The organism is Halostagnicola alkaliphila (assembly GCF_055379965.1).
Map to the genome: position 1 here is coordinate 295,363 of NZ_AP043825.1, position 18,926 is coordinate 314,288.

An 18,926-nucleotide genomic window follows, 5' to 3' on the forward strand; every position below is an offset into this window, starting at 1 on the left:
CGAATACGTCCCGATCGAAAAGTCGTTTCACGCTCTCAAATCGTGCATGTGCCGCTCCAACCCGTAGATAGGAAGTCGGTTGAACGTCGACGAATAATCTGAATGTTCCGTACGCTACTAGTAGACGCGTTAACTCTACTGGTCTCTTGATCGATACAATTTGTTAGCGGTGCTACGCTAGCATGTCCGCGTTCAAACTCTCTCGAGATGGTAATTCAAAATATGAAATTCTCCTCGAGTCGTGGTGATTCAATTCACAGCGGAACCCCTTCACATCGGTCGACAAATCGAGGTACTCGATGGATACGAAACGCTGCGCCAACGGAGTTAGCGGGAACGAGCTTCGGAACCGATCAGACATCTAACCATTTCACCACTTCAAAAACGCGGAACGCTCGGTTAGATAGCGAACTCGAGATCGACGGAGTCAGAGCGAGAGTAGACGGATACATAGGGCGATAACCGCGGGCAATCGATTCGGCTCATCTCTCGAGACCGCGGCGTTATAGGGAGTAGTCTCGCGGCTCGTGTTGGATGGAGATCCACTTCGTCTCCGTGATCTCGTGGAGGAACGCGTCGCTGTTGTACGAACCCATTCCGGACGCGCCGATACCGCTGAACGGCACGTGCGCTTCGTCGTTGATGGGTTGATCGTTGATGTGAACGTTCCCGGTTTCCATCCGCTCTGCGATATCCTTTGCGACCGCGAGATCGTCGGCGTGGACGGCACCGGAGAGGCCGTACTCGGTATCGTTCGCTATTTCGACCGCCTCGTCGACGTCGGAGAACGGAATCACCGGTGCGATCGGGCCGAAGTGCTCGTTGCACGCGGCGGACATTTCGTTCGTCGCGTCCGACAGTACGGTCGGGGCAACAATCAGCGAGTCGTCTACACCGTCGATGTTGACGATTTCCCCGCCCGTCTCGAGCGTCGCGCCGGCCTCGATCGTGCTCTCGACGTACTCGAGCATTTCGTCCCGTTGCGATTCGTCGATAATGGGACCGACATCCGTATCGGGTTTATGTGCGCTTCCGGTGATAAGTTCCTCTGCACGTTCGGTAAGGCGCTCGACGTACTCGTCGTAAATATCCTCGTGGACGATGTGACGGTTGATGGAGATGCAGACCTGTCCCTGGTGTACGAACGACGCGAAGGTCGCAGCGTCGAGCGCGTTGTCGAGATCGGCGTCGCGAGTGACGATGAACGCGTTGTTCCCGCCGAGCTCCATCGCCGGAACGGCGAGGTTCTCGCCGGCGAGTCCCGCGACGTGCTGTCCGACCTCTGTCGATCCGGTGAACGAAACGACGTCGCTCTCGGGGTGGCTGGCGACCGAATCGCCGATTTCGGAGCCCCGGCCCGTCACGATGTTGAGGACCCCGTCCGGAAGGTCCGTTTCTTCGAAGAGTTTTCCGAACAGCAGCCCGCCCGTGATTGGGGAATTCGTAGCGGGTTTCAAAACGACGCTGTTGCCCGCCGCAATCGCGGGTGCCACCGCGCGCATCGATAGATTCAGCGGGAAGTTCCACGGCGAAATCACCGTCACAACGCCTTTCGGTCCGCGCTTGAGGAGGTTCTCCTTCCCGGGGATGTTCGAATCGGCGTGTTCGCCCTTCATCCGACGTGGGAGCGTCGCCGCCTCGCCGGCGTGATCGTTCGCGATGTGGATCGACGTATGGCCCATGACGTGGGTGCCACCGACCTCTTCGGTGAGTAGTTCGACGATTTCGTCGCTGTGTTCGTCGACGGCCTCCATGAGCTGCTGGATAACCGCCTGACGTTGTGCAGGCGGTTGTTCGCCCCATTCCTCTTGGGCGGCAGCCGCGGATTCGTACGCCGCGTCAACGTCCGCTTCAGTCGCGGACGGAACTTCCGCTACTACCTCGCGAGTGGATGGGTCCTCGACGGCGAGGCTCTCTCCCTCTTCGCTCGAGACCCAGTCGCCATCGATATACAGCGCGTTCCAGTCGTCATCGATCGTTAGGTCGTTCGACATGGCGCTTTACTAAATGGTATAATACTGTAAAATTGGGCAGAAAGGGGAGAGTATTACCGGAACAATGCCGAACTTCAACTACCGTGATGTCTCGTCGAATGAGTGTACATCGCTCGTAATCGTGCTGTACTGCGATCGAGTAGCAAGCGGTAGTTAGCTGCGCCTGTCAAAAGTTATTTCACTAACCGACGTTACTTATAACCACGGTAGTTAATACCTATGTCAAACAATATCGATCCGCCCGAAGAAATCAAGACGCCGAAGGGTCCTCCAAAGGACATCGATACTCGAACCGCTCGCCGCGAGGAGGGGCCGGCACGGAAGACGTTCGAGGCGGACATATGCGTCTTAGGTGCCGGTGTGTCCGGCGTCTCTGCCGCACTCGAAGCCGCTCGAGCCGGCAACGAGGTTGTGCTCGTCGATGCCGCCTCGTCGATCGGTGGCCAGGCTGTCAACTCGATCATCGGCACGATAATCGGCCTCTACGATCACGGCGAGAATCCCCGACAGCTCACTCACGGCATCGCCGACGACATGGTCGCTGACCTCCTCGACGAGGGCGCGATGGTCGAACGCACCGGGGGCTATTTTAAGACCAACATCTACCAGTACGACGAGGTTCGACTCGCCCGGTGGATGGAAAGCGCCGTTGCTGAGGCGGGAATCGAGACGCTGTTAGGAACGGTGTTGACCGACGTCGCCTTCGAGGACGGGAGGGTTCAGCACCTCGATTGCGTCAACCGCTTCGGACCGGTCCGGATCGAGGCGGACGGGTACGTCGACGCCTCCGGCGACGGAAGCCTAACCTGGGAAGCGGGACTGGAGATGCGGGAACCGACGGCTCCCGTTTACGGAACGTTGAGCTTCACGATGGAGGGGTACGACACCGAAGCAGTCTCCGAGTTAGCGGTCGAGGAAGTTCACGAACGTCTAGCGGAAGTCGGCGATGAGTACGGACTCGTTCGCGAGGACGGCCAGCTGATCCATCATCCCAATTCGGAATTTCTCCTCGCTAACATCACCCACATGGAGACGCCAGTCGACCCGTCGGGGTACGCGGAGATGGTCTTCGAGGGCCGACGGCAGGTGGACAACGTCGTCGAGTTTCTCCGCGCGGAGTTTCCCGATATATTTGCGGACGTCCGGGTCCGTTCCTATGGCGATCCGGGAATCCGTCAGACGCGCTGGATCAAGAGCCGTGATCAGCTTACCGTCGACGAACTCAGATCGGGCGAGCGACCCGACGACGCGGTGGCGAGAGCGGCCTGGTGGGTCGAACTCCACGACTCCGAAGAGCAGTTTCACCTCGAGCAGTTCGATTGGGGGCACGTCTACTACATTCCGCTTTCGTGTATGATTCCCGCCAAAGCGGACAACATCGTCGCGGCAGGACGGTGCGTAGACGCTGATACGCACGCGCTTTCTGCCATTCGAGTCATGGGTCCCTGCATTGCGATGGGGGCGGCTGCGGCCCACGCGTTGGATCTCGCTGGGACGGAACCAGTTCACGAAGTTGACATTGACGCACTTCAACAACGCCTCCACGCTAACCTGGAATTCGAAGGGTGAGTGCTGTTGTCGCCCTCGGCGAGGCCGTCACGTGTTACGGGTCTCGACCACTCGATCAACCCTTTTAGCGTTGAAAACGAGTCGTTCGTCACGATTGTAAAGTGAGACCGTATCGGGTGAAGTGATGGTGATCGCGCTACTCGAGCGTCTCCCCTTCGTCTCGTATTAATTCGAGGGTGTTATAGAACTCTTCTCACACTACAGCCACGACTTGATAGAAGGAACTTTATCTCCTTCAGTCTCGATTTAACACTGCCCAGTAACGTGAATTGCGCGCCCTCGTTTGCACATTAGCAATCAAGATTTTTGAGGACCGCGTTCTTTCACCGACTTCAACAGAAACACGAAATCGGCGAAACAGCGTTTTTCGTGGATGATGGCTAGCTAATTCTCTCACTCGTCGAGAGTAAGCGGCCAGTTCAACACCGCGATCGAAATCACATCGAAAAGCGGTCTCGAACTATCTCGTACAAATCGATCACTTCCATCCATTCTGGTTGCTGTCCAACCAGCGCCGGCAGACGGCTGAGACGGTTGAGATACCATTACTACTCCGATTTGGAAGAATCCAGCCTCAAATGGCTGAATGTCTGCTGGGAAGGATTTGAACTAGACTGTGCCGGTGTTTCGATATATCCGGATCATCTAGTGAATGTAGCTTCGATATGGCAACATTATACGAACATATGACTGTAATGTTATCAGAGGAGCCAGTTATAAAAACGAAATAATCGGATGGCCTAATATCGATTAATAGCCACGTCACGCTAGTAGTGTGTACTATCTCAACATACTAAATTAAAGTTGTATACGATCGGGCGTTTACGTTGATATATGTCTACGTATATTCTGATTTGGAACTATAGATCCGGCCGTAAATACCGGACGAAACTTCACGGTCAAACAGTCCTCGAGACGCGCTTAATAGGCGAGCGGGCTGTGATGTTCACACCAGAACAATTCCTGATAAATTCACGACGTTCGGTATCGATCCAAATCTGGTCGATGGATACGACAGTACCCCGATTCAATCCCAACAATAGCTCAAAGTATTTGTCGCGAGAGTTCAGCGAGGTGTAGAAGGAATTTTCGAAAGCGATCTGATGGATATACTACGCTGGTGCCTTGATGCCAGCGCCGAGTTGATTCTTCGAGACGACTTCACCATCGGTGTGGAGAAACCTACGAACAACAATCTTATCGGAAGTGCTTGTGTTTTCACTTGTGTTGGATTGGGTATTGATCATACTATCGACCGACTTCTAGTCTAGTTAAAATGACTGTTTCACACGGTAGTGACAGTCTCGTGAGATACCGTAGCTAATTTTGAAACCATTAACGGGCTATTCTACAGAGAAGTTCTCCAACGTCGCTATACCGTTCTTCGTGCCTAGAGATCCATGACATTTTAGTCGTCAATATCAAGGAAGCCGGCCGCTTCAGAACGTATACTTCGATACCGCCGTTTCCGCTGCTACCAACGGCTATTCAACCGTTACGACGACTTTTCCCTGATGCTTGCCCGCCTCGAGGTGTCGGTACGCCTCGCGGACCTCGTCGAAGTCGAACGTGCAGTCGATCACCGGTTCCATCTCCGTCGCGGCCATGGCTCGGTTCATCCGGTCGAACATCGCGCGGCTGCCGACGCCGATTACGCCCTCGACCGTGAGCGCCTTCTGGAGGATCGGACCTGGGTGAACCTGCCCGTCCTGTCCGGAGAGCACACCGATGAGGTGGACGTGCCCGTCGACGGCGGCCGCTTCGAGCGATCGCTCGAGCGTTCCCGGCCCGCCGACCTCGACGACGTGATCGGCCCCGCCTATCCGTTCCTGTACGGCCTCGCCCCAGTCGGGGGTCTCCTCGTAGTTTAGCGTCCACGCGGCACCGAGGTCGCGGGCGCGCTCGAGTTTGTCGTCACTCGAGGAGGTGACGAACACCTCCGCCCCGTGCATCGTGGCGAACTGGAGCGCGAACGTCGAGACGCCGCCCGTTCCGAGCGCCAGGACGCGTTCGCCCGCGCCGATGGTTCCGTCTTCGACGAGCGCCCGCCATGCGGTCAGACCGGCACACGAAAGCGTCGCCCCCTGTTCGTAGGAAAGGTGCTCGGGGAGTATCGCGAGGCTCTCGGCGGGGAACGTGGTGTACTCGGCGAGTGCCCCATCGACGTTCCCTCCGGTCATCCGTCCCATCTTCGCCCGCGTTCCGGGGCCGTCGATCCAGTCGGGCGCGAACGGCGTCGCGACTCGATCGCCTTCCGAAAGCCGCTCGACGTCGTCACCAACTGCAACGACCTCCCCGGCCCCGTCGGAGAGCGGGACGACCGGCAGCGCCGCGCCGGGATAGACGAGATCGTCGTTTGCGATCGCCAGATCGCGATAGTTGAGCGATGCCGCGTGGATGCGGACGAGCGCCTCGTCGGCGCTCGGCGCGGGGCGTTCGCGGTCGATCTGGACGACTCCGTCGTAGTCGGTCGTGGCTTCTTGTACTTCGTAGGCTTTCATCGGGTGAGAACAGGGAGGCTCGGGACTTTGCTCCTTGGACTAGCAATCGTTTTGCTGGTACTTTCAATAACCGGTAAATCCTGAACACACCGTCTTGTCCGGAGCTTTTCCCGGAAGCGTTGACTCGTCGGCAGCATCGTCGTGGGTCCACACAGAAGACATCTCTATTGGATTACTTAAGGTGATACTAAATCTACGGTACTCTCAACCAGAGGTTCGGAAGGTAGATTCCTACAAACCACTAGATCACATATGGTTATTCGGAGGAATAAATCGTCTTATGGGATTTCAGGGTAGAGACCTACCGATCAAATGTACAATGTGGTGGTCCCCGTTCCAATGTCAACCACAATTGAACCTAGTGTTCAGATAGGCATGGTAGAGCGTGTCGTAGAAAGATCCACAGCCGGTTTATATAATCTCGTTTCTGGTCGAATCAGCCGGTAAGTACAGGCGGAGGACTTACTGCTGAAACATCCGAACGAGCGTAGCGAGTTCGGTTCACCGACGCGAGGCCGAAGGCCGAGCCGTCGGCCTTTTTCATCGAAGTTTTTGTGCGAGTGGTTCGCCTGCGGCGAACCCGACGCGGAAAAAGTTCGCATACATAGTTACTGAATCGTCCAATTTAGTTTCCATCATAGTTCTAAAGAAAGAAATCGTGCTATTATCTGCCTATACGTCTTCGACGTACTGACCCTCCCACTCACGGCGGGCCTCGAGTTCTCGGGATTCCCGATCAGTGATCGTGTATGAATTCGTCCGTTTGTCGAGTGAGCCTTTCTCAACCAGCCCTTTCTCGACGAGCGTATCGAGATTGGGGTAGAGTCGTCCGTGGTTGATTTCTGCTTCGTAGTAGTTTTGGAGTTCATCTTTTATCGCCAAGCCATGAGGCGCTTCATGGCCAGCAATGACGTACAGCAAGTCGCGTTGGAAGGCTGTTAGATCATACATGAGAGTGAATTTCTCGCTCACAAGAATAAAACTGCCCGTTCATAATGGGCTTTATCGACGATCTTCCGCGATCAGCGCTGGATCTCGACTGGATCTTTCGCCAGTAGATATGTGTCTGGATTTCCTTCTTCGTGGACACAGAGCCCCGCTCGAGTAAAGGTCACCGCCAATCGTGGTGCATGTCCAGCAGGGGCTGGAATGTGACCGTGTTCAAGGCCGTGAGCTGGAAGAACGAATTCAGATTTCATTGGATCGTTTCTTGGAGAGACTACTCCTGGTCAGAGGAGCCGGCAATGAGTATCGTATCGGACTCATCATTCTCAGATTCAATCTCCTCGAGTGAGGCAACTACTTCATCCTGTGTTGCTTCTTGTATCTCCATCTCACGATTGTCGCAGCAATCTTCCCCCATACACAGTTCTAGGGCCGTGGTCTCTAAAGTTTTCGTGGTTGAATAGTTCGAGTAGCTAACTGCACTTCCGCTAAAGATTGATGGACTCACGACTCTTCTGCTGGTTCACCGTCTGCGATCTCGGCATAGGTCATACACGAGGGGCATCCGTGGACCTTGTTTTTGTTGCCGGCAAAGACACGAACGAATGTCGAGGTAACGTGACCCCCACAGTTGGAACACTCAGGCATATTGGAATATATTCTGTTGAACTAGAAATCGATATGCTATACCTGAATAGTCTCTCGATGCCATCCTGTCGCCCTATGTGGAGTGGGATCTGTTTCCTCTTCAGTTTGCACCGTCCCATCGCGCTCGAGTGCTCGCACAACAACATCGAACTCCGACTGATCGGGCGCTTCGAATACGTATCTCCACCGTCGCCACGCATGTTCGGCAAGTTGCGATTCTAGTTCACCCTCGTTCCACGTTTCACCTCCATCGACACTGACTTCCACGCCACTGATCTCTTCAACCCCCGTCTCAAGGCCACCGAACGCAACACCGCCAACCATAACTTGATCACCATCTCGTTGTGCCCCGCGTACGTAGGACATTGTATTGACAACTGCTTCTTCGTTCCAGCCACGCTCCTCCCAATGGGCCTCGTGTTCTTCACTAGCAACTTCAATTCGAGTGATCCATTTGGTCATTTTCATCCCATACCGCCCAGGGACGAGTAACCGTGCGGGGAAGCCATGAGCGACCGGAAGCGTTCGATCACCCATTCCGTAGGCGATCAAGATATCCTCACGTTCGACGAGCTCAAGTGGGATCGCCTCACTATATCCATCATCAGCGTACGTGACAATATCGACTGCTTCATCAGTTGGCTCGGCTGCCTCGATCAGATCCATCAGTTGGACACCTGTCCAGTGGGCAGTCCCAATCAAGTCTCCCCCGATTTCATTCGATATACAGAGCATTGTCGTTGTTTGTTCGACATGTTCATCATGATCAAGTAACTCGTCATACGACAACGAATATGGCTGTTCTACTTCACCGTCAATATCAAGTGTCCACGATTCGGGATCAATAGTGGGATTACTGACACTGATATCAACATTATAGTGGTCCTCAATAGAAGTGACAGCAGCTGACATTCCATCGAAATCGAACTCCGGATCACCAGTAGGTGGTGACACTGATCGTTCCAACGATTCCCCAGCCCGTTCGGCTTCGTCTGGGGCAAACCGATCAAACAATACACGGAGTCCCACAACCGAAACTGCTCCAGCAGCTGTAACACCACCAACACGGCGGAGGAACCATCGACGATCTGTTTGATCCGTTGCTGCTGGCGCATTCGTCAATACTCGAGCTACGAGATAAGGTGGAACAATTGCAATAACAAGCCCTCCAAAGAATTCAACTGAAAGACCGGTTCCAACTGCGAAATATAATCCAGTAGTTACAACAACGCCAATAATGATGGCGACTGGAGTAGCAAATTCTGCATTCTGCGGCCAAACAAGAGCTGTGAAACTGGTTACGGCAAGAGCAGCAACAATAACGCTGGCTACGAGAGCTGGTCGGGCATAAAACCCAAGAAGGTCAATTGCTGTAGTTGCAAGCCACCCAGGTGACTGGAAAATGATTTCTTGGGCTATCGCTGTGATCGCAAACTCTCCTACTACCGGTTCAGCAACAACCAACCCAGCGATCCATGCTGCTCCAATAATTGTTCCTACTGTTATTCGTCTCAAGTGTGTTGAGTTCAAATTCATGATGCGTATCCCCAGGGGATTCTGTTATTGCGTGTGTTTACAGCGCAACAAACACTACCGAACTATCGATGGATCCAGATCGAGTCGCGGCCAATCTCCGAAACTCTGATCAACAGGATGGTTCTCGATCATTCACCATCATCCATCTCGTCGTCCATCTCTCCGTTATCCTCTTCATCATCCATACAACCAGCCACAGCTACGGTTGATGTGACACCGATTCCGACGAGAATCGACATCGCGTCGAGTTATCAGTCATGGTTCACTTCGTTCTGTCGATTGATCAGAAAACGATCCGTGGCATCTGTAACACTGTTTTACGTTCATACTCGTTCAATCGATTTGGCTGAGTCGGTAATAAGAATTTTTCAAAATGAGTTGGAACTCCATTGTAAAACTCTCTAGGATTCATATCTATTTTCCGATACAATCTCTAAACCACATATGAACGGCTATTTGAGAGTAACATATGTGAGGAAAACAACAGCAAGGAATGGGAGTATACGCAAGAGAGTCACGACCCGCTCGATAGTCGGACCTGCCGCATAAAGCATATTCATACTGAAAAAGAAGTAAATTGCTACCAGATTCTCAACAAGGAGAACTACGCTGAAGGCAATAAGCCCTAATATGAGATTCGCGTGGAATGTTCGATAGTTGTTAATCCATATGACTGTGAGTATTGCCAGTAACACAACGGTGAACACCGCAAAAATCGTTGCGATCGAGACCATAGTTACTACACATTTCCCATGACTTTCCAAATCACTATCACTATGTGATATCTACTGGACAACCTTTTATCTGTCCGCCACGCATCCCTTCTGCTAACCAATAGGTTGACAGCAAGAGTGCAATAGCTGCAAGTAATGATAGTTCAAGCCCGTCAAAGGGAAGCAGTAAGATGAGACCACTTGCACCGAACAGGGATAGAACGCCTAGTAAGATAGCAGAACCACATGCAGCACAACCTGCGCCTATCAACCCGAGAATAACACCTACCATGCTTCCACCGCTACCCGAAGCAGACAATTCGTGTTCACGGAGGTGATATACAACGAGAGATAGGTTAGCTCCCACAAGTGTAACTACAACTAAGAGTGCTATACCATCGATCGTGCTAAAATTCGTCCCCAAAAACGGATACTGTTCCCTGATGAGAACTAACCGATCCGAGAGTGATAACGGACCACCAATAATCAAATCATTAACCAACGTCAAATTCTGAGATAGCGAGAACAGCGTCAGAGAGGCCCATGCAGTAAAGATTGCGAATACAGCATATGCTGGAATCGACAGCACGAGCCGTATTGTTCGAAGCATGAGGCGAATATCCTGACGCCCAGTCGGTAGTTGAATATTCACCATGTCAGAGTCCTAACACCGTTTCAATTGTGACGGGACTTACACTTCCATTCAGCGACGTCTGGAGCTCTCCATCTTGGAAGGCGAACGTCGACGGGGTCACCTCGCCGGCACCAGCGTCCTCGGCCGCCGAAAGCGTCGCATCGATTCGGTCTGCATATGTTTCCTCACGAGCGTCTTCAACGACAGCTTCTGCATCCAAGTCAGTATTATCACTCAACCACGTTTCGGTCTGATCGAGCACGTTATCGGCATCGAACGAATCCTGTTCAGCAAAGTAGTAGCCCAGAAGATCCCAATAGGCATCTTGGTCCCGATCATTAGCTGCTTCTAGCGCGTTGGCTGCGGGTTCTCCCCAATCATATACAACTGGATACGGACGATTGACAATAGTCAAGTCGCCCGTCTCGACATAATTCGCTTCCAGTTCAGCAACGGTATCTTCATGGAAGGCAGCACACCGTGGACAAGACGGGTCGTCTAACACGATGAGTGTTGCTGGCGCATCGAAAGGATCCTCACCGAGCCGTGGATATTCGTCGAGATCCTGGCCGAGAGGATGGCCTTCGAGCATGTTAGTGTCCTCCATCCCGTCATCGTCCATCCCGTCATCGTCCATCCCGCCATCGTCCATTTCACCATTCTCCATCTCCTCGTCATCATCGTTCGTACAGCCAGCTAGCGCGATTGTTGATACTGCTCCAGCTCCGATAAGGAATCGACGGCGAGTGTGGTTTTCAGTCATGGATAACCTCCGTATTCGACAGTCCTTCAGAACCGATACTCGAGCACTGTGATGGTGTTGTTACAGCCATGCTCGTTTCCGTAGTTCCGTTGGGCTATTAATGAAAATTTTTCAAAATGAATTGCAACTCTATTGCAACACTCTCTAGAATTTCTCTCGAATTCGCACCAACACACCCGCAATTCCCTCAAAAATTTACTTGAGAGTGACGTACGTCAGGAACAGGACTGCAAGAAACTGAAGTACGCGCAAGAGCGTTACAACTCGTTCAATGGTAGGATCAGCTGCATAAAGCATGCCCATACTGAAAAAGTAGTATATTGCAACCAAATTCTCAATAAGAAGCACTGAACTGAACGCAATGAGTCCCAGTATGAGATTCGTCCGAAATGTCCGATAATTATTAATCCAAACAACTGTCAGTGTTGCCAGTAACAAGACGGTGAGCGCTGAGAATGCCGTTGCGATCGTGATCATACTCAATCTACGTCCTCCATAGTATCAGTGATTGTTTCGAATTCATCGCGGTGGTGTTCAAATTGATCAGTCAAGAAGTATAGTTCCCCGTATTCGTTACCCCCTGATTCAACAACATCGTGCTCCACGAGTTTATCAAGATGGTATCGCACGGTATTATACTCGACGTCCAATTCATTCGCTAGTTGATTGGCGTTTCGCGGCTGTTGACTGAGAAGGCGAATTATTTGAGCACGGATCGGCCCACCCCTCGTCCCTGCAATGAGATACCACAGCGCCTTCTCCATCACTTCGAATAACAGATTCACAGGATAAGGAACCATCGGATTACCGATGCTCTCGTCTTGGCAGTAACACTGCAACAATCGCACCCGGCTCAATTCTCGCTAAAAGACGCCTTGTTTTGATTGGGAACTGGGAAACCCTTTCGTCGATCGCCCCGCACCGAGATACAGAAACCAGTTGTGCAAATCTCTATGGGCATCTCTATGAGTATATCAAAGACGATGGTAGAATGGTCGGCTAGCGGGTAAACAGGACACGAACAAGATTCTGATGAGGCAGTTCCTTGTTGGCCTCACCATCAGTCTGCCTTTCAGAATCCCACCCCCTTTCTTACGTCCGTTAGTGTAATGAGACGGGAGTCGTTTCACTAGTGGCCATCTCAGACACCGGTTAGTGTAATCAGACAAGGGTTGTTACACTTGAAGACCTCCCAGAGATCTCTTAGTATAGCAGTAGATAGTAGCACGGTTCTTCATTCAGAGCTGGCTGTGAAACTCGTGTTCAGTACAGGGCACGTATTCAGCATGGATTGCGTTAAGCTAGTGTCGGGTCAAATTGCTCAGTACAGGATGAGGACTTATCACGACGAGCAGTAGATCTCGGGATCCACAAACCAGTCTGACTCCGTCTTTTAATCTCCCCGGTTGGAATAAAACAACTGAACTCCTTTCACTCCATCCCACTAAAGCAGGGTATGGAAGACGACAATGTACGTGTCTGGTTGGTCGAACGGACGTACTCTGACGACGAACAAAATCTGATCATTCTCGTCTACGCTACTCCGGACGGAGAACAATATTTCAGGAAAGAACGTGCACTCACGAGCTTCACTGACGTACGCGATACGACCGCAGCACTGGATGTTGACCCAGGTAATTTGGGCACTGTTGATGATGAAGCCGAACGAGAGCGGTACGCTGCTGAAGCCACTCGAATGGCCGAAACCCACAAACCAGACGACGCGATTTAACGCTCCTGCACGCATTCACACCTCAACTCAAAGACAACGGACGGCCCATACCGGGTAGAAGTCCGGCGTATTTTATCGATGGGAACCCTACGACGGAGCATGAGAGAACTCGTCTTTGCCCTCGATTACGACCCAGGGCAGAACACGCTCGCGGATACGCTGGCTGACTTTCCTGACGCTCGGGTTCGGTCGCTTTCTCTTCACGCCACAGTAGACAGCCTCTGGCGCGTTGACCATACAACTGGGTCACCGGATGCCCTCTCAGCAATCAAAGACGCGTTTCTCACGGCCGATTATTACGCAGACTGTCTCGCAACTGAACCATGTGGGGCTGAGTCCGAGACACAGATTCTCGATCAGACAGACGACACGCTCGTCCTTTACACATACTGGCAACGAACACCGGTTTGTGTCTCAATCCCACATCTCGCACTTGAACACCTTGGTGACGGGCTCCTCTTTGAAACACAGCACGTACAGCATAGACACACTTGGCGAGTCATTCATCCAGAGGACGCCAACATCCACGGGTTCTTCGATGCATTACACGCGGAACTCTCATCCGATGTCGATGTGGAAATCGTCCGTCTTACGGGGCTCTCATCATCCACTACTGCCACGTTCACGGCTGAGGAGGGAACGTTAACCCGTGAACAACGCGAGGCGCTGACTGCTGCTGCTGAACATGGGTATTACGAAACGCCTCGGGGGATCGATCTTGGTGAACTTGCTGAGAAACTGGATGTGCCGCGGTCAACGCTTACGTACCGCGTGCGACGGGCTGAGGCAGAAATCATCAAGCAGTTCACGGATCACGATCCGGTAACGGACTCGGTGCCGACCTCGTGATTGGTATACTCTAACCAGTTTTAGAGTATTCCAAACCAATCCTTATTCTGTCAGTCCACTTCTCTCCTGACATGAGAGATTCGGACGATCCGGAGGAAAGCCACGCGCAGTGGAGCGGGCCGTGGTACCGCTTCCCGCCAATTCGAAATGCGCTCATCGCAGCTGTCATCGCTATTCTCACATTCGGACTCAGTCTCTTCAACTACCTCCCACCGTTGGCCGAAAATAGCCTGTATGCCGTAGCGATGGTACTCGGCGGCTTCCACTGGGCTCAAGAAGGATTCGAAGAGTTGGTTGGAGAGTACGAGATCGATATTGAGATTCTGATGTTAGCCGCCACCGGCGGTGCGGTAGCCCTGGGGTTATGGGAGGAAGCAGCGTTCCTCGCCATCCTCTACGGTGCTGCGGAAGGCGTCGAAGAATACACGTTCGCCCGAACGCGTGCTTCGATCCGAAGTCTGCTCGATCTTGCGCCCGAAGAAGCGCGTCTCACCACGGGCGGGAACACAGAGATGATCCCAGCACGAGAACTCGACATCGGTGACATGTTCCGCGTCAAGCCCGGCGAATCCATCCCTACAGATGGTCGTGTTATCGATGGCCGTTCCGCGGTTAATCAGGCAGCGGTCACCGGCGAATCCACAGCCGTCGATAAGCAAGAAGGCGATCAGGTGTTTGCTGGCACCGTCAACCAAGAAGGTGCCCTTGATATTGAAGCGACCACCACCTTCGAGGACAACACGCTCTCGAAGATGATCCATCTCGTCGAAGAGGCGCAAGAAGAAAAAGGGAAGTCGCAGTTGTTCATCGAGAAGTTTGGTAGTGTCTACTCCCCGATTGTTCTCCTAGTGGCTCTTGGACTCATGGTCTCACCGTTCGTAATTGGCCTGCCGGACTACTGGACGAGACGCGCGATCGTACTGCTCGTCGCCGCGGCACCGTGCGCTCTAGTGATGTCTATGCCGATCGCAATCGCATCCGGCATTGGGCGAGCAGGCCGCGAAGGCGTACTCGTCAAAGGCGGGATTCACCTCGAAAACCTCGGGAAAATTGAAGCCATCGCATTCGACAAAACGGGGACCCTTACGCGAGGTGAACCGGTGGTAACAGATGTCGTTGCACTCGAAGGAACCGAAGACGACGTGATCAGACAAGCAGCGAGTGTTGAACAGTACTCCGAACATCACCTTGCCGAGGCGATCATGGACGCTGCGGCTGAGCGCGGACTCGAACAGACCGAGGTGTCCGAATTCAGTTCGATCACTGGGTACGGTGCGCAAGCTCAACTCATGGAGGAAACGGTCTACGTGGGAAAACCTGGGTTGTTCGACCGATTCGAGGTTGACGTAGAAGGGATTTCCGACGCCGAAACGCTACGAAACGAGGGGAAGACCGTCGTGCTTGTCGGAACACGAGACCGAGTCATGGGTATAATCGCCCTCCGCGATGAACCACGGCCGGAAGCAAAGGAAGTCATCAGCGACCTTCACGAAAGAGGAGTTGAAGTCCTCATGCTCACAGGTGACAACGAGGAAACAGCGCAGGCAATCGCGTCTGAACTCGGGATTGACGATGTCCGAGCGGATCTGAAACCGGAAGAGAAGGTCGAGGCGGTCAAAGACCTCACGACGAAGTACGAGGCGGTCGGGATGGCGGGCGACGGGATTAACGACGCTCCGGCACTGGCCCAAGCCACGGTCGGGATTGCTATGGGGACCGCAGGAACAGATGCTGCGATTGAGGCAGCAGACATTGCCTTAATGGCGGACGACATTACGAAGGTGTCATACGCGTTGTCGCTCGGGCAGCGAGCACAGCAGATCAGCCGGCAGAACATCGTGTTCTCGTTACTCGTGTTGGCCGTGCTCATTCCCGGTGCATTACTTGGATTGCTCGGTATCGCCGTTGCTGTAGTCGCGCATGAAGGATCTGAACTACTGGCCATTGGAAACGGACTACGAGTGAGACAGGGATAATCAAAACAACTACTCATTGACTTTGTTGAAATCCATAGAATCTGTCTTCGGTTGATACTGGAGTCTCAACTGAGTTCACTCTTAGGCTCAAGCAGTTCCAAACGCTCTATGTAAATTACGACGGATGCTTCCCTGGGTCAAGGAAGTAATACTCAGTATACAAGTCTGCAGAATGACCGATATTCTTATTTTGCAGATTATTTTGGGCTGAACGACATGGTCAGTACGCACGTGTACTGAGCAACAGTTTCTGAGAAAAGCATCTAAATAAAAATTCCAACAGAGTCGGGAACTACTCTACTGAGCTTTCCTCATCATCTCCTGTTAGTTCTTTCTCCCCAATGAGATCATTGTCCAATTTTTCTTCCAAGTTTTCCTGATGGGCTTCCTGAAGTTCACTTTCAGAGGGTTCTGTATACTCTGAGTGGGTATCAAAATCAGTTTCTTCAGGAACTGAAGGAGGCCTTCGGCTGTGCTCATAACTCACAATTTCTTTATCACGGTTGAGTCGACCGATAAGCTGTTCTAATTCAGTATCGCGCTCGCGTTGAAGTCGCTGAAGTTTTTCGACAGTCTTATCGAGATCTATCTCTCGAATCCGATGGACAACACGCTCTCCCAACCCAGTCGTCGTATAGCGTTTCTGCGTCCCGTGATCAGTTGGTCGGTGAGTAATCTCGAGTAGGTCAGTTTCAACGCCTTCGCGAAGGCGCGTCGAAACGGTAGACGAACTCACGAGCACAGCATCTTCGATATCTTGGAACGTTGCACTTCCGACTCCGATTTCAACGATGATCTCAAGTGCTCCTTTTCTCCGCAAGTACTCTTCTATCGGCCCTTGGTCCATTACTGGCTGAGATAAATAGCCAAAGGCGGATATAGATGAGACCGATTCCTAAATCAAAGTAATTCTTGGAGTGGGCCCACTATCCAACCCAACCGATTCTAACTCTAAACCACTGTATACCCTTCATACGGCTGGAGTCCTAACGGTCAAACAAGCAAAGCGAGCAAATCACTGTAGAATATAGATCTATACCAAAGTAAAATTGTCTTACCCTCTATGAAAGGAACGCCCTACGGTTCGCGAACTAATTATGCGTCTTTAGCAGTCGCTGAGCCGCTCAGTTCCTTCATTCCATCTATTCTTCTGGTGGTGTTCAGATGAGCCGAGACCAGTATCCTGAACTCACAGAAAATCTCGTCGAGCAGGCGAATACCCTTCTCCAAGTCCACGACAGCATTTCAAAAGTCGTTCAGGAACTCGAGATCCCCGTTTCCAAGATCGACGACACCTACAACAAATCGGGCGATCGGATCTTTGAACTCGAGTCGATGATTCGGGTGTTCATCTACAAGGAAGTTGGTGGCTTTAGCGATCTCAAACTCGCCGATCGGTTCGAGACCTGGGCATATCTTCAACAGCGGTTCGGGCTCAAGAACAGACCGTCACAAGGAACACTCTCGTACACGTGGAGAAAACGATTCACATCTCCCCTTCGACGAGTGATCAAAGCAATCGCAGAAGCAATCCATACAGAAGCACACGAACAAAATATTGTTTCAAAAGAGCTTGCACCGCCGCTCACCGACGATACTGAGTCTGAGACTCCACAACCACTGCATCACTACGTGGACCAGCACGCCTCCAAGATTATCGATCTCGGACGGGATCATATCTTCTCAGCGTTTGATACGGGGAGAGCATCGAATGCCAAACACAGTGATATGGCAGTCTGGGAATCCCAGACAAAAATGAGCCTGATGGATCGAGCTGGCTCACGAAGTGCCTATCGAACGATGAATCGAAAACAGGAGGATGCACTTCATAATGATACGCACGTACGAGCTATCAAAAAGTTGGCTACACCGACAACATACCAGTACACGTTAACTGACTTTACCACTCCTGATCAGTCCGCGATCCCATCACCAAATCGAATCACGGCGACAATTCAAGATCCGTTCCATGAGGCGACCTCATGGCTACTAAGTTCAATTCGAGGAACCGAGGGATTTCAAGAGCCAGTAATCGCTGCGATAGACTACACAGTTGTCCCATTCCATTCGTCACCGTGGAAATCGCCCGAAGATATCGAACCAGATGACGAACGAATTGTTGTGAACGAGACAACAGGGAAGACCAAAGTTCCGAAAGAAGACTACCCAGAAATGGTACACGGGCAGAAGGACAAGCACTCATACGGGTATGAGTATGCAACACTTTCAATTGTTGGGCGCAACGCTCCAATCGTCATCGCCGTCGAACCAGTCCGGCGGAACTCGGGATGGGAAGGCGATGAAGGGAAATCAATTCCGAACCACGAGATTGTCGATCGGCTAATGGAGCAGGCGACCCAACATGTCGATATTCATAAGGTGATGGCAGATAGAGAGTTCGACTCACACGGTGTTCAAGACGTACTTGATCACTGGGGAGTAACGTATCTCATTCCGAAGAAGAAATACGAGAAGGATTTGGAGGATATTGAGAAGGTCGAAGATCATCCAGTTGCAGATGCTGCTGTCCTCCCGGATGTTCCGTTACACATTGATGATGAACACAGTCATGATGTGAACTTCATGTTCGTCCCCTCAAGAAACAAGAAGTTCTCTGCAACAGATGGAGGCGACTATGCCGTGTTCATCACGAACCGGGACGAGGTATCTCCTGATGAAGCGATGGGGTTGACGTCACAGTATTCTCGTCGATGGGACATCGAAAATGAGTATAAGTCGATCAAGTCGTTCCTGCCGTCGATCGCGTCGACGGACTATCGAATGCGATGTTTCAGCTTCATCTTCGGTGTACTGCTTTACAACCTCTGGCGAATGGTTGATCACCTCGTGAAGGTGCTCGTCAAGGCAACCTATGATGACTACGAGAAGGGTGATGACGAGATTCGCTTGAAGCCGTTAGTTACTTCGTCGGGGTGTATCGATACGTTCCTCGACGGCTTCGATCCGCCGGACTAAGCAACACTACTTTTCTCGAGTTCTCAATTTCGGGTAGTAGCAGCTTTCTCTTTCTTCCCTTATTTTCGCACTGGACTTGTCGTCTCTGAA

17 protein-coding genes are annotated in these 18,926 nt (G+C 52.1%); 5 read left to right on the forward strand and 12 right to left on the reverse strand.

Features of this window, described 5'->3' with window-relative positions:
• Positions 1-503: 503 nt before the first annotated feature.
• Entirely contained in the window at positions 504-1,994 is a 1,491-nt protein-coding gene (locus ACZ5C7_RS03560; RefSeq protein ID WP_464375230.1) for an aldehyde dehydrogenase family protein, read from the reverse strand.
• A gap of 219 nt (positions 1,995-2,213) precedes the next feature.
• Between ACZ5C7_RS03560 and ACZ5C7_RS03565 the strand changes: the two genes are divergently transcribed.
• The gene (locus ACZ5C7_RS03565) at positions 2,214-3,563 is read left to right on the forward strand and encodes an FAD-dependent oxidoreductase (protein WP_464375231.1); all 1,350 of its coding nucleotides are present in this window, start codon (positions 2,214-2,216) and stop codon (positions 3,561-3,563) included.
• Between the two features lie 1,484 nt (positions 3,564-5,047).
• On the opposite strand, the gene ACZ5C7_RS03570 is transcribed toward ACZ5C7_RS03565, so the two are convergent.
• From ACZ5C7_RS03570 to ACZ5C7_RS03615, 10 genes are all read right to left on the reverse strand, one after another.
• Positions 5,048-6,064 carry a zinc-dependent alcohol dehydrogenase family protein gene (locus ACZ5C7_RS03570; protein ID WP_464375232.1) on the reverse strand — a complete coding sequence of 339 codons (1,017 nt, stop codon included), beginning with the start codon at positions 6,062-6,064 and terminating at the stop codon, positions 5,048-5,050.
• 672 nt (positions 6,065-6,736) lie between these two features.
• The gene (locus tag ACZ5C7_RS03575; RefSeq protein WP_464375233.1) at positions 6,737-7,015 is read right to left on the reverse strand and encodes a helix-turn-helix transcriptional regulator; all 279 of its coding nucleotides are present in this window, start codon (positions 7,013-7,015) and stop codon (positions 6,737-6,739) included.
• Positions 7,016-7,283: 268 nt separating this feature from the next.
• Positions 7,284-7,427, reverse strand: a complete 144-nt coding sequence (locus ACZ5C7_RS03580; protein ID WP_464375234.1) for a hypothetical protein — start codon at positions 7,425-7,427, stop codon at positions 7,284-7,286.
• Positions 7,428-7,513: 86 nt separating this feature from the next.
• Positions 7,514-7,657, reverse strand: coding sequence for a DUF7563 family protein (locus ACZ5C7_RS03585; protein ID WP_464375235.1), 144 nt, complete (start codon positions 7,655-7,657; stop codon positions 7,514-7,516).
• A 36-nt stretch (positions 7,658-7,693) separates the two neighbouring features.
• Positions 7,694-9,193, reverse strand: coding sequence for a molybdopterin-dependent oxidoreductase (locus ACZ5C7_RS03590; protein ID WP_464375236.1), 1,500 nt, complete (start codon positions 9,191-9,193; stop codon positions 7,694-7,696).
• Between the two features lie 452 nt (positions 9,194-9,645).
• On the reverse strand, positions 9,646-9,927 hold the full coding sequence (locus ACZ5C7_RS03595; RefSeq protein WP_464375237.1) for a hypothetical protein: 282 nt from the start codon (positions 9,925-9,927) through the stop codon (positions 9,646-9,648).
• A gap of 40 nt (positions 9,928-9,967) precedes the next feature.
• Positions 9,968-10,561, reverse strand: coding sequence for a hypothetical protein (locus ACZ5C7_RS03600; RefSeq protein ID WP_464375238.1), 594 nt, complete (start codon positions 10,559-10,561; stop codon positions 9,968-9,970).
• 1 nt (position 10,562) lies between these two features.
• Positions 10,563-11,303, reverse strand: coding sequence for a DsbA family protein (locus ACZ5C7_RS03605; protein ID WP_464375239.1), 741 nt, complete (start codon positions 11,301-11,303; stop codon positions 10,563-10,565).
• Positions 11,304-11,498: 195 nt separating this feature from the next.
• Positions 11,499-11,780 carry a hypothetical protein gene (locus ACZ5C7_RS03610; protein ID WP_464375240.1) on the reverse strand — a complete coding sequence of 94 codons (282 nt, stop codon included), beginning with the start codon at positions 11,778-11,780 and terminating at the stop codon, positions 11,499-11,501.
• Between the two features lie 2 nt (positions 11,781-11,782).
• Positions 11,783-12,067 carry a winged helix-turn-helix domain-containing protein gene (locus ACZ5C7_RS03615; RefSeq protein ID WP_464375241.1) on the reverse strand — a complete coding sequence of 95 codons (285 nt, stop codon included), beginning with the start codon at positions 12,065-12,067 and terminating at the stop codon, positions 11,783-11,785.
• A gap of 692 nt (positions 12,068-12,759) precedes the next feature.
• Here ACZ5C7_RS03615 and ACZ5C7_RS03620 point away from each other — a divergent pair.
• The 3 genes from ACZ5C7_RS03620 to ACZ5C7_RS03630 all read left to right on the forward strand — a co-directional run bounded on the left by ACZ5C7_RS03620 (position 12,760) and on the right by ACZ5C7_RS03630 (position 15,860).
• The gene (locus tag ACZ5C7_RS03620; RefSeq protein ID WP_071400916.1) at positions 12,760-13,035 is read left to right on the forward strand and encodes a hypothetical protein; all 276 of its coding nucleotides are present in this window, start codon (positions 12,760-12,762) and stop codon (positions 13,033-13,035) included.
• Positions 13,036-13,134: 99 nt separating this feature from the next.
• Positions 13,135-13,884, forward strand: coding sequence for a helix-turn-helix domain-containing protein (locus ACZ5C7_RS03625; RefSeq protein WP_071400917.1), 750 nt, complete (start codon positions 13,135-13,137; stop codon positions 13,882-13,884).
• 71 nt (positions 13,885-13,955) lie between these two features.
• Positions 13,956-15,860 (forward strand): heavy metal translocating P-type ATPase, encoded by a 1,905-nt coding sequence (locus tag ACZ5C7_RS03630; protein ID WP_071400918.1) that lies wholly within the window; start codon positions 13,956-13,958, stop codon positions 15,858-15,860.
• Between the two features lie 292 nt (positions 15,861-16,152).
• Here the strand turns inward: ACZ5C7_RS03630 and ACZ5C7_RS03635 are convergent, their stop codons facing one another.
• The gene (locus ACZ5C7_RS03635; protein ID WP_464375242.1) at positions 16,153-16,707 is read right to left on the reverse strand and encodes a hypothetical protein; all 555 of its coding nucleotides are present in this window, start codon (positions 16,705-16,707) and stop codon (positions 16,153-16,155) included.
• 317 nt (positions 16,708-17,024) lie between these two features.
• Between ACZ5C7_RS03635 and ACZ5C7_RS03640 the strand changes: the two genes are divergently transcribed.
• The gene (locus ACZ5C7_RS03640; RefSeq protein WP_464375243.1) at positions 17,025-18,836 is read left to right on the forward strand and encodes a transposase; all 1,812 of its coding nucleotides are present in this window, start codon (positions 17,025-17,027) and stop codon (positions 18,834-18,836) included.
• Positions 18,837-18,926 lie beyond the last annotated feature (90 nt).

Bases quoted from the DNA above. Each gene is read 5' to 3' on its own strand.
- ACZ5C7_RS03585 (WP_464375235.1), bottom strand. From the start codon at position 7,657: ATGCCTGAGTGTTCCAACTGTGGGGGTCACGTTACCTCGACATTCGTT.
- ACZ5C7_RS03630 (WP_071400918.1), top strand. From the start codon at position 13,956: ATGAGAGATTCGGACGATCCGGAGGAAAGCCACGCGCAGTGGAGCGGG.
- ACZ5C7_RS03560 (WP_464375230.1), bottom strand. From the start codon at position 1,994: ATGTCGAACGACCTAACGATCGATGACGACTGGAACGCGCTGTATATC.
- ACZ5C7_RS03600 (WP_464375238.1), bottom strand. From the start codon at position 10,561: ATGGTGAATATTCAACTACCGACTGGGCGTCAGGATATTCGCCTCATG.
- ACZ5C7_RS03625 (WP_071400917.1), top strand. From the start codon at position 13,135: ATGAGAGAACTCGTCTTTGCCCTCGATTACGACCCAGGGCAGAACACG.
- ACZ5C7_RS03595 (WP_464375237.1), bottom strand. From the start codon at position 9,927: ATGGTCTCGATCGCAACGATTTTTGCGGTGTTCACCGTTGTGTTACTG.
- ACZ5C7_RS03615 (WP_464375241.1), bottom strand. From the start codon at position 12,067: ATGGAGAAGGCGCTGTGGTATCTCATTGCAGGGACGAGGGGTGGGCCG.
- ACZ5C7_RS03620 (WP_071400916.1), top strand. From the start codon at position 12,760: ATGGAAGACGACAATGTACGTGTCTGGTTGGTCGAACGGACGTACTCT.
- ACZ5C7_RS03640 (WP_464375243.1), top strand. From the start codon at position 17,025: ATGAGCCGAGACCAGTATCCTGAACTCACAGAAAATCTCGTCGAGCAG.
- ACZ5C7_RS03570 (WP_464375232.1), bottom strand. From the start codon at position 6,064: ATGAAAGCCTACGAAGTACAAGAAGCCACGACCGACTACGACGGAGTC.
- ACZ5C7_RS03610 (WP_464375240.1), bottom strand. From the start codon at position 11,780: ATGATCACGATCGCAACGGCATTCTCAGCGCTCACCGTCTTGTTACTG.
- ACZ5C7_RS03565 (WP_464375231.1), top strand. From the start codon at position 2,214: ATGTCAAACAATATCGATCCGCCCGAAGAAATCAAGACGCCGAAGGGT.
- ACZ5C7_RS03635 (WP_464375242.1), bottom strand. From the start codon at position 16,707: ATGGACCAAGGGCCGATAGAAGAGTACTTGCGGAGAAAAGGAGCACTT.
- ACZ5C7_RS03580 (WP_464375234.1), bottom strand. From the start codon at position 7,427: ATGGGGGAAGATTGCTGCGACAATCGTGAGATGGAGATACAAGAAGCA.
- ACZ5C7_RS03605 (WP_464375239.1), bottom strand. From the start codon at position 11,303: ATGACTGAAAACCACACTCGCCGTCGATTCCTTATCGGAGCTGGAGCA.
- ACZ5C7_RS03575 (WP_464375233.1), bottom strand. From the start codon at position 7,015: ATGTATGATCTAACAGCCTTCCAACGCGACTTGCTGTACGTCATTGCT.
- ACZ5C7_RS03590 (WP_464375236.1), bottom strand. From the start codon at position 9,193: ATGAATTTGAACTCAACACACTTGAGACGAATAACAGTAGGAACAATT.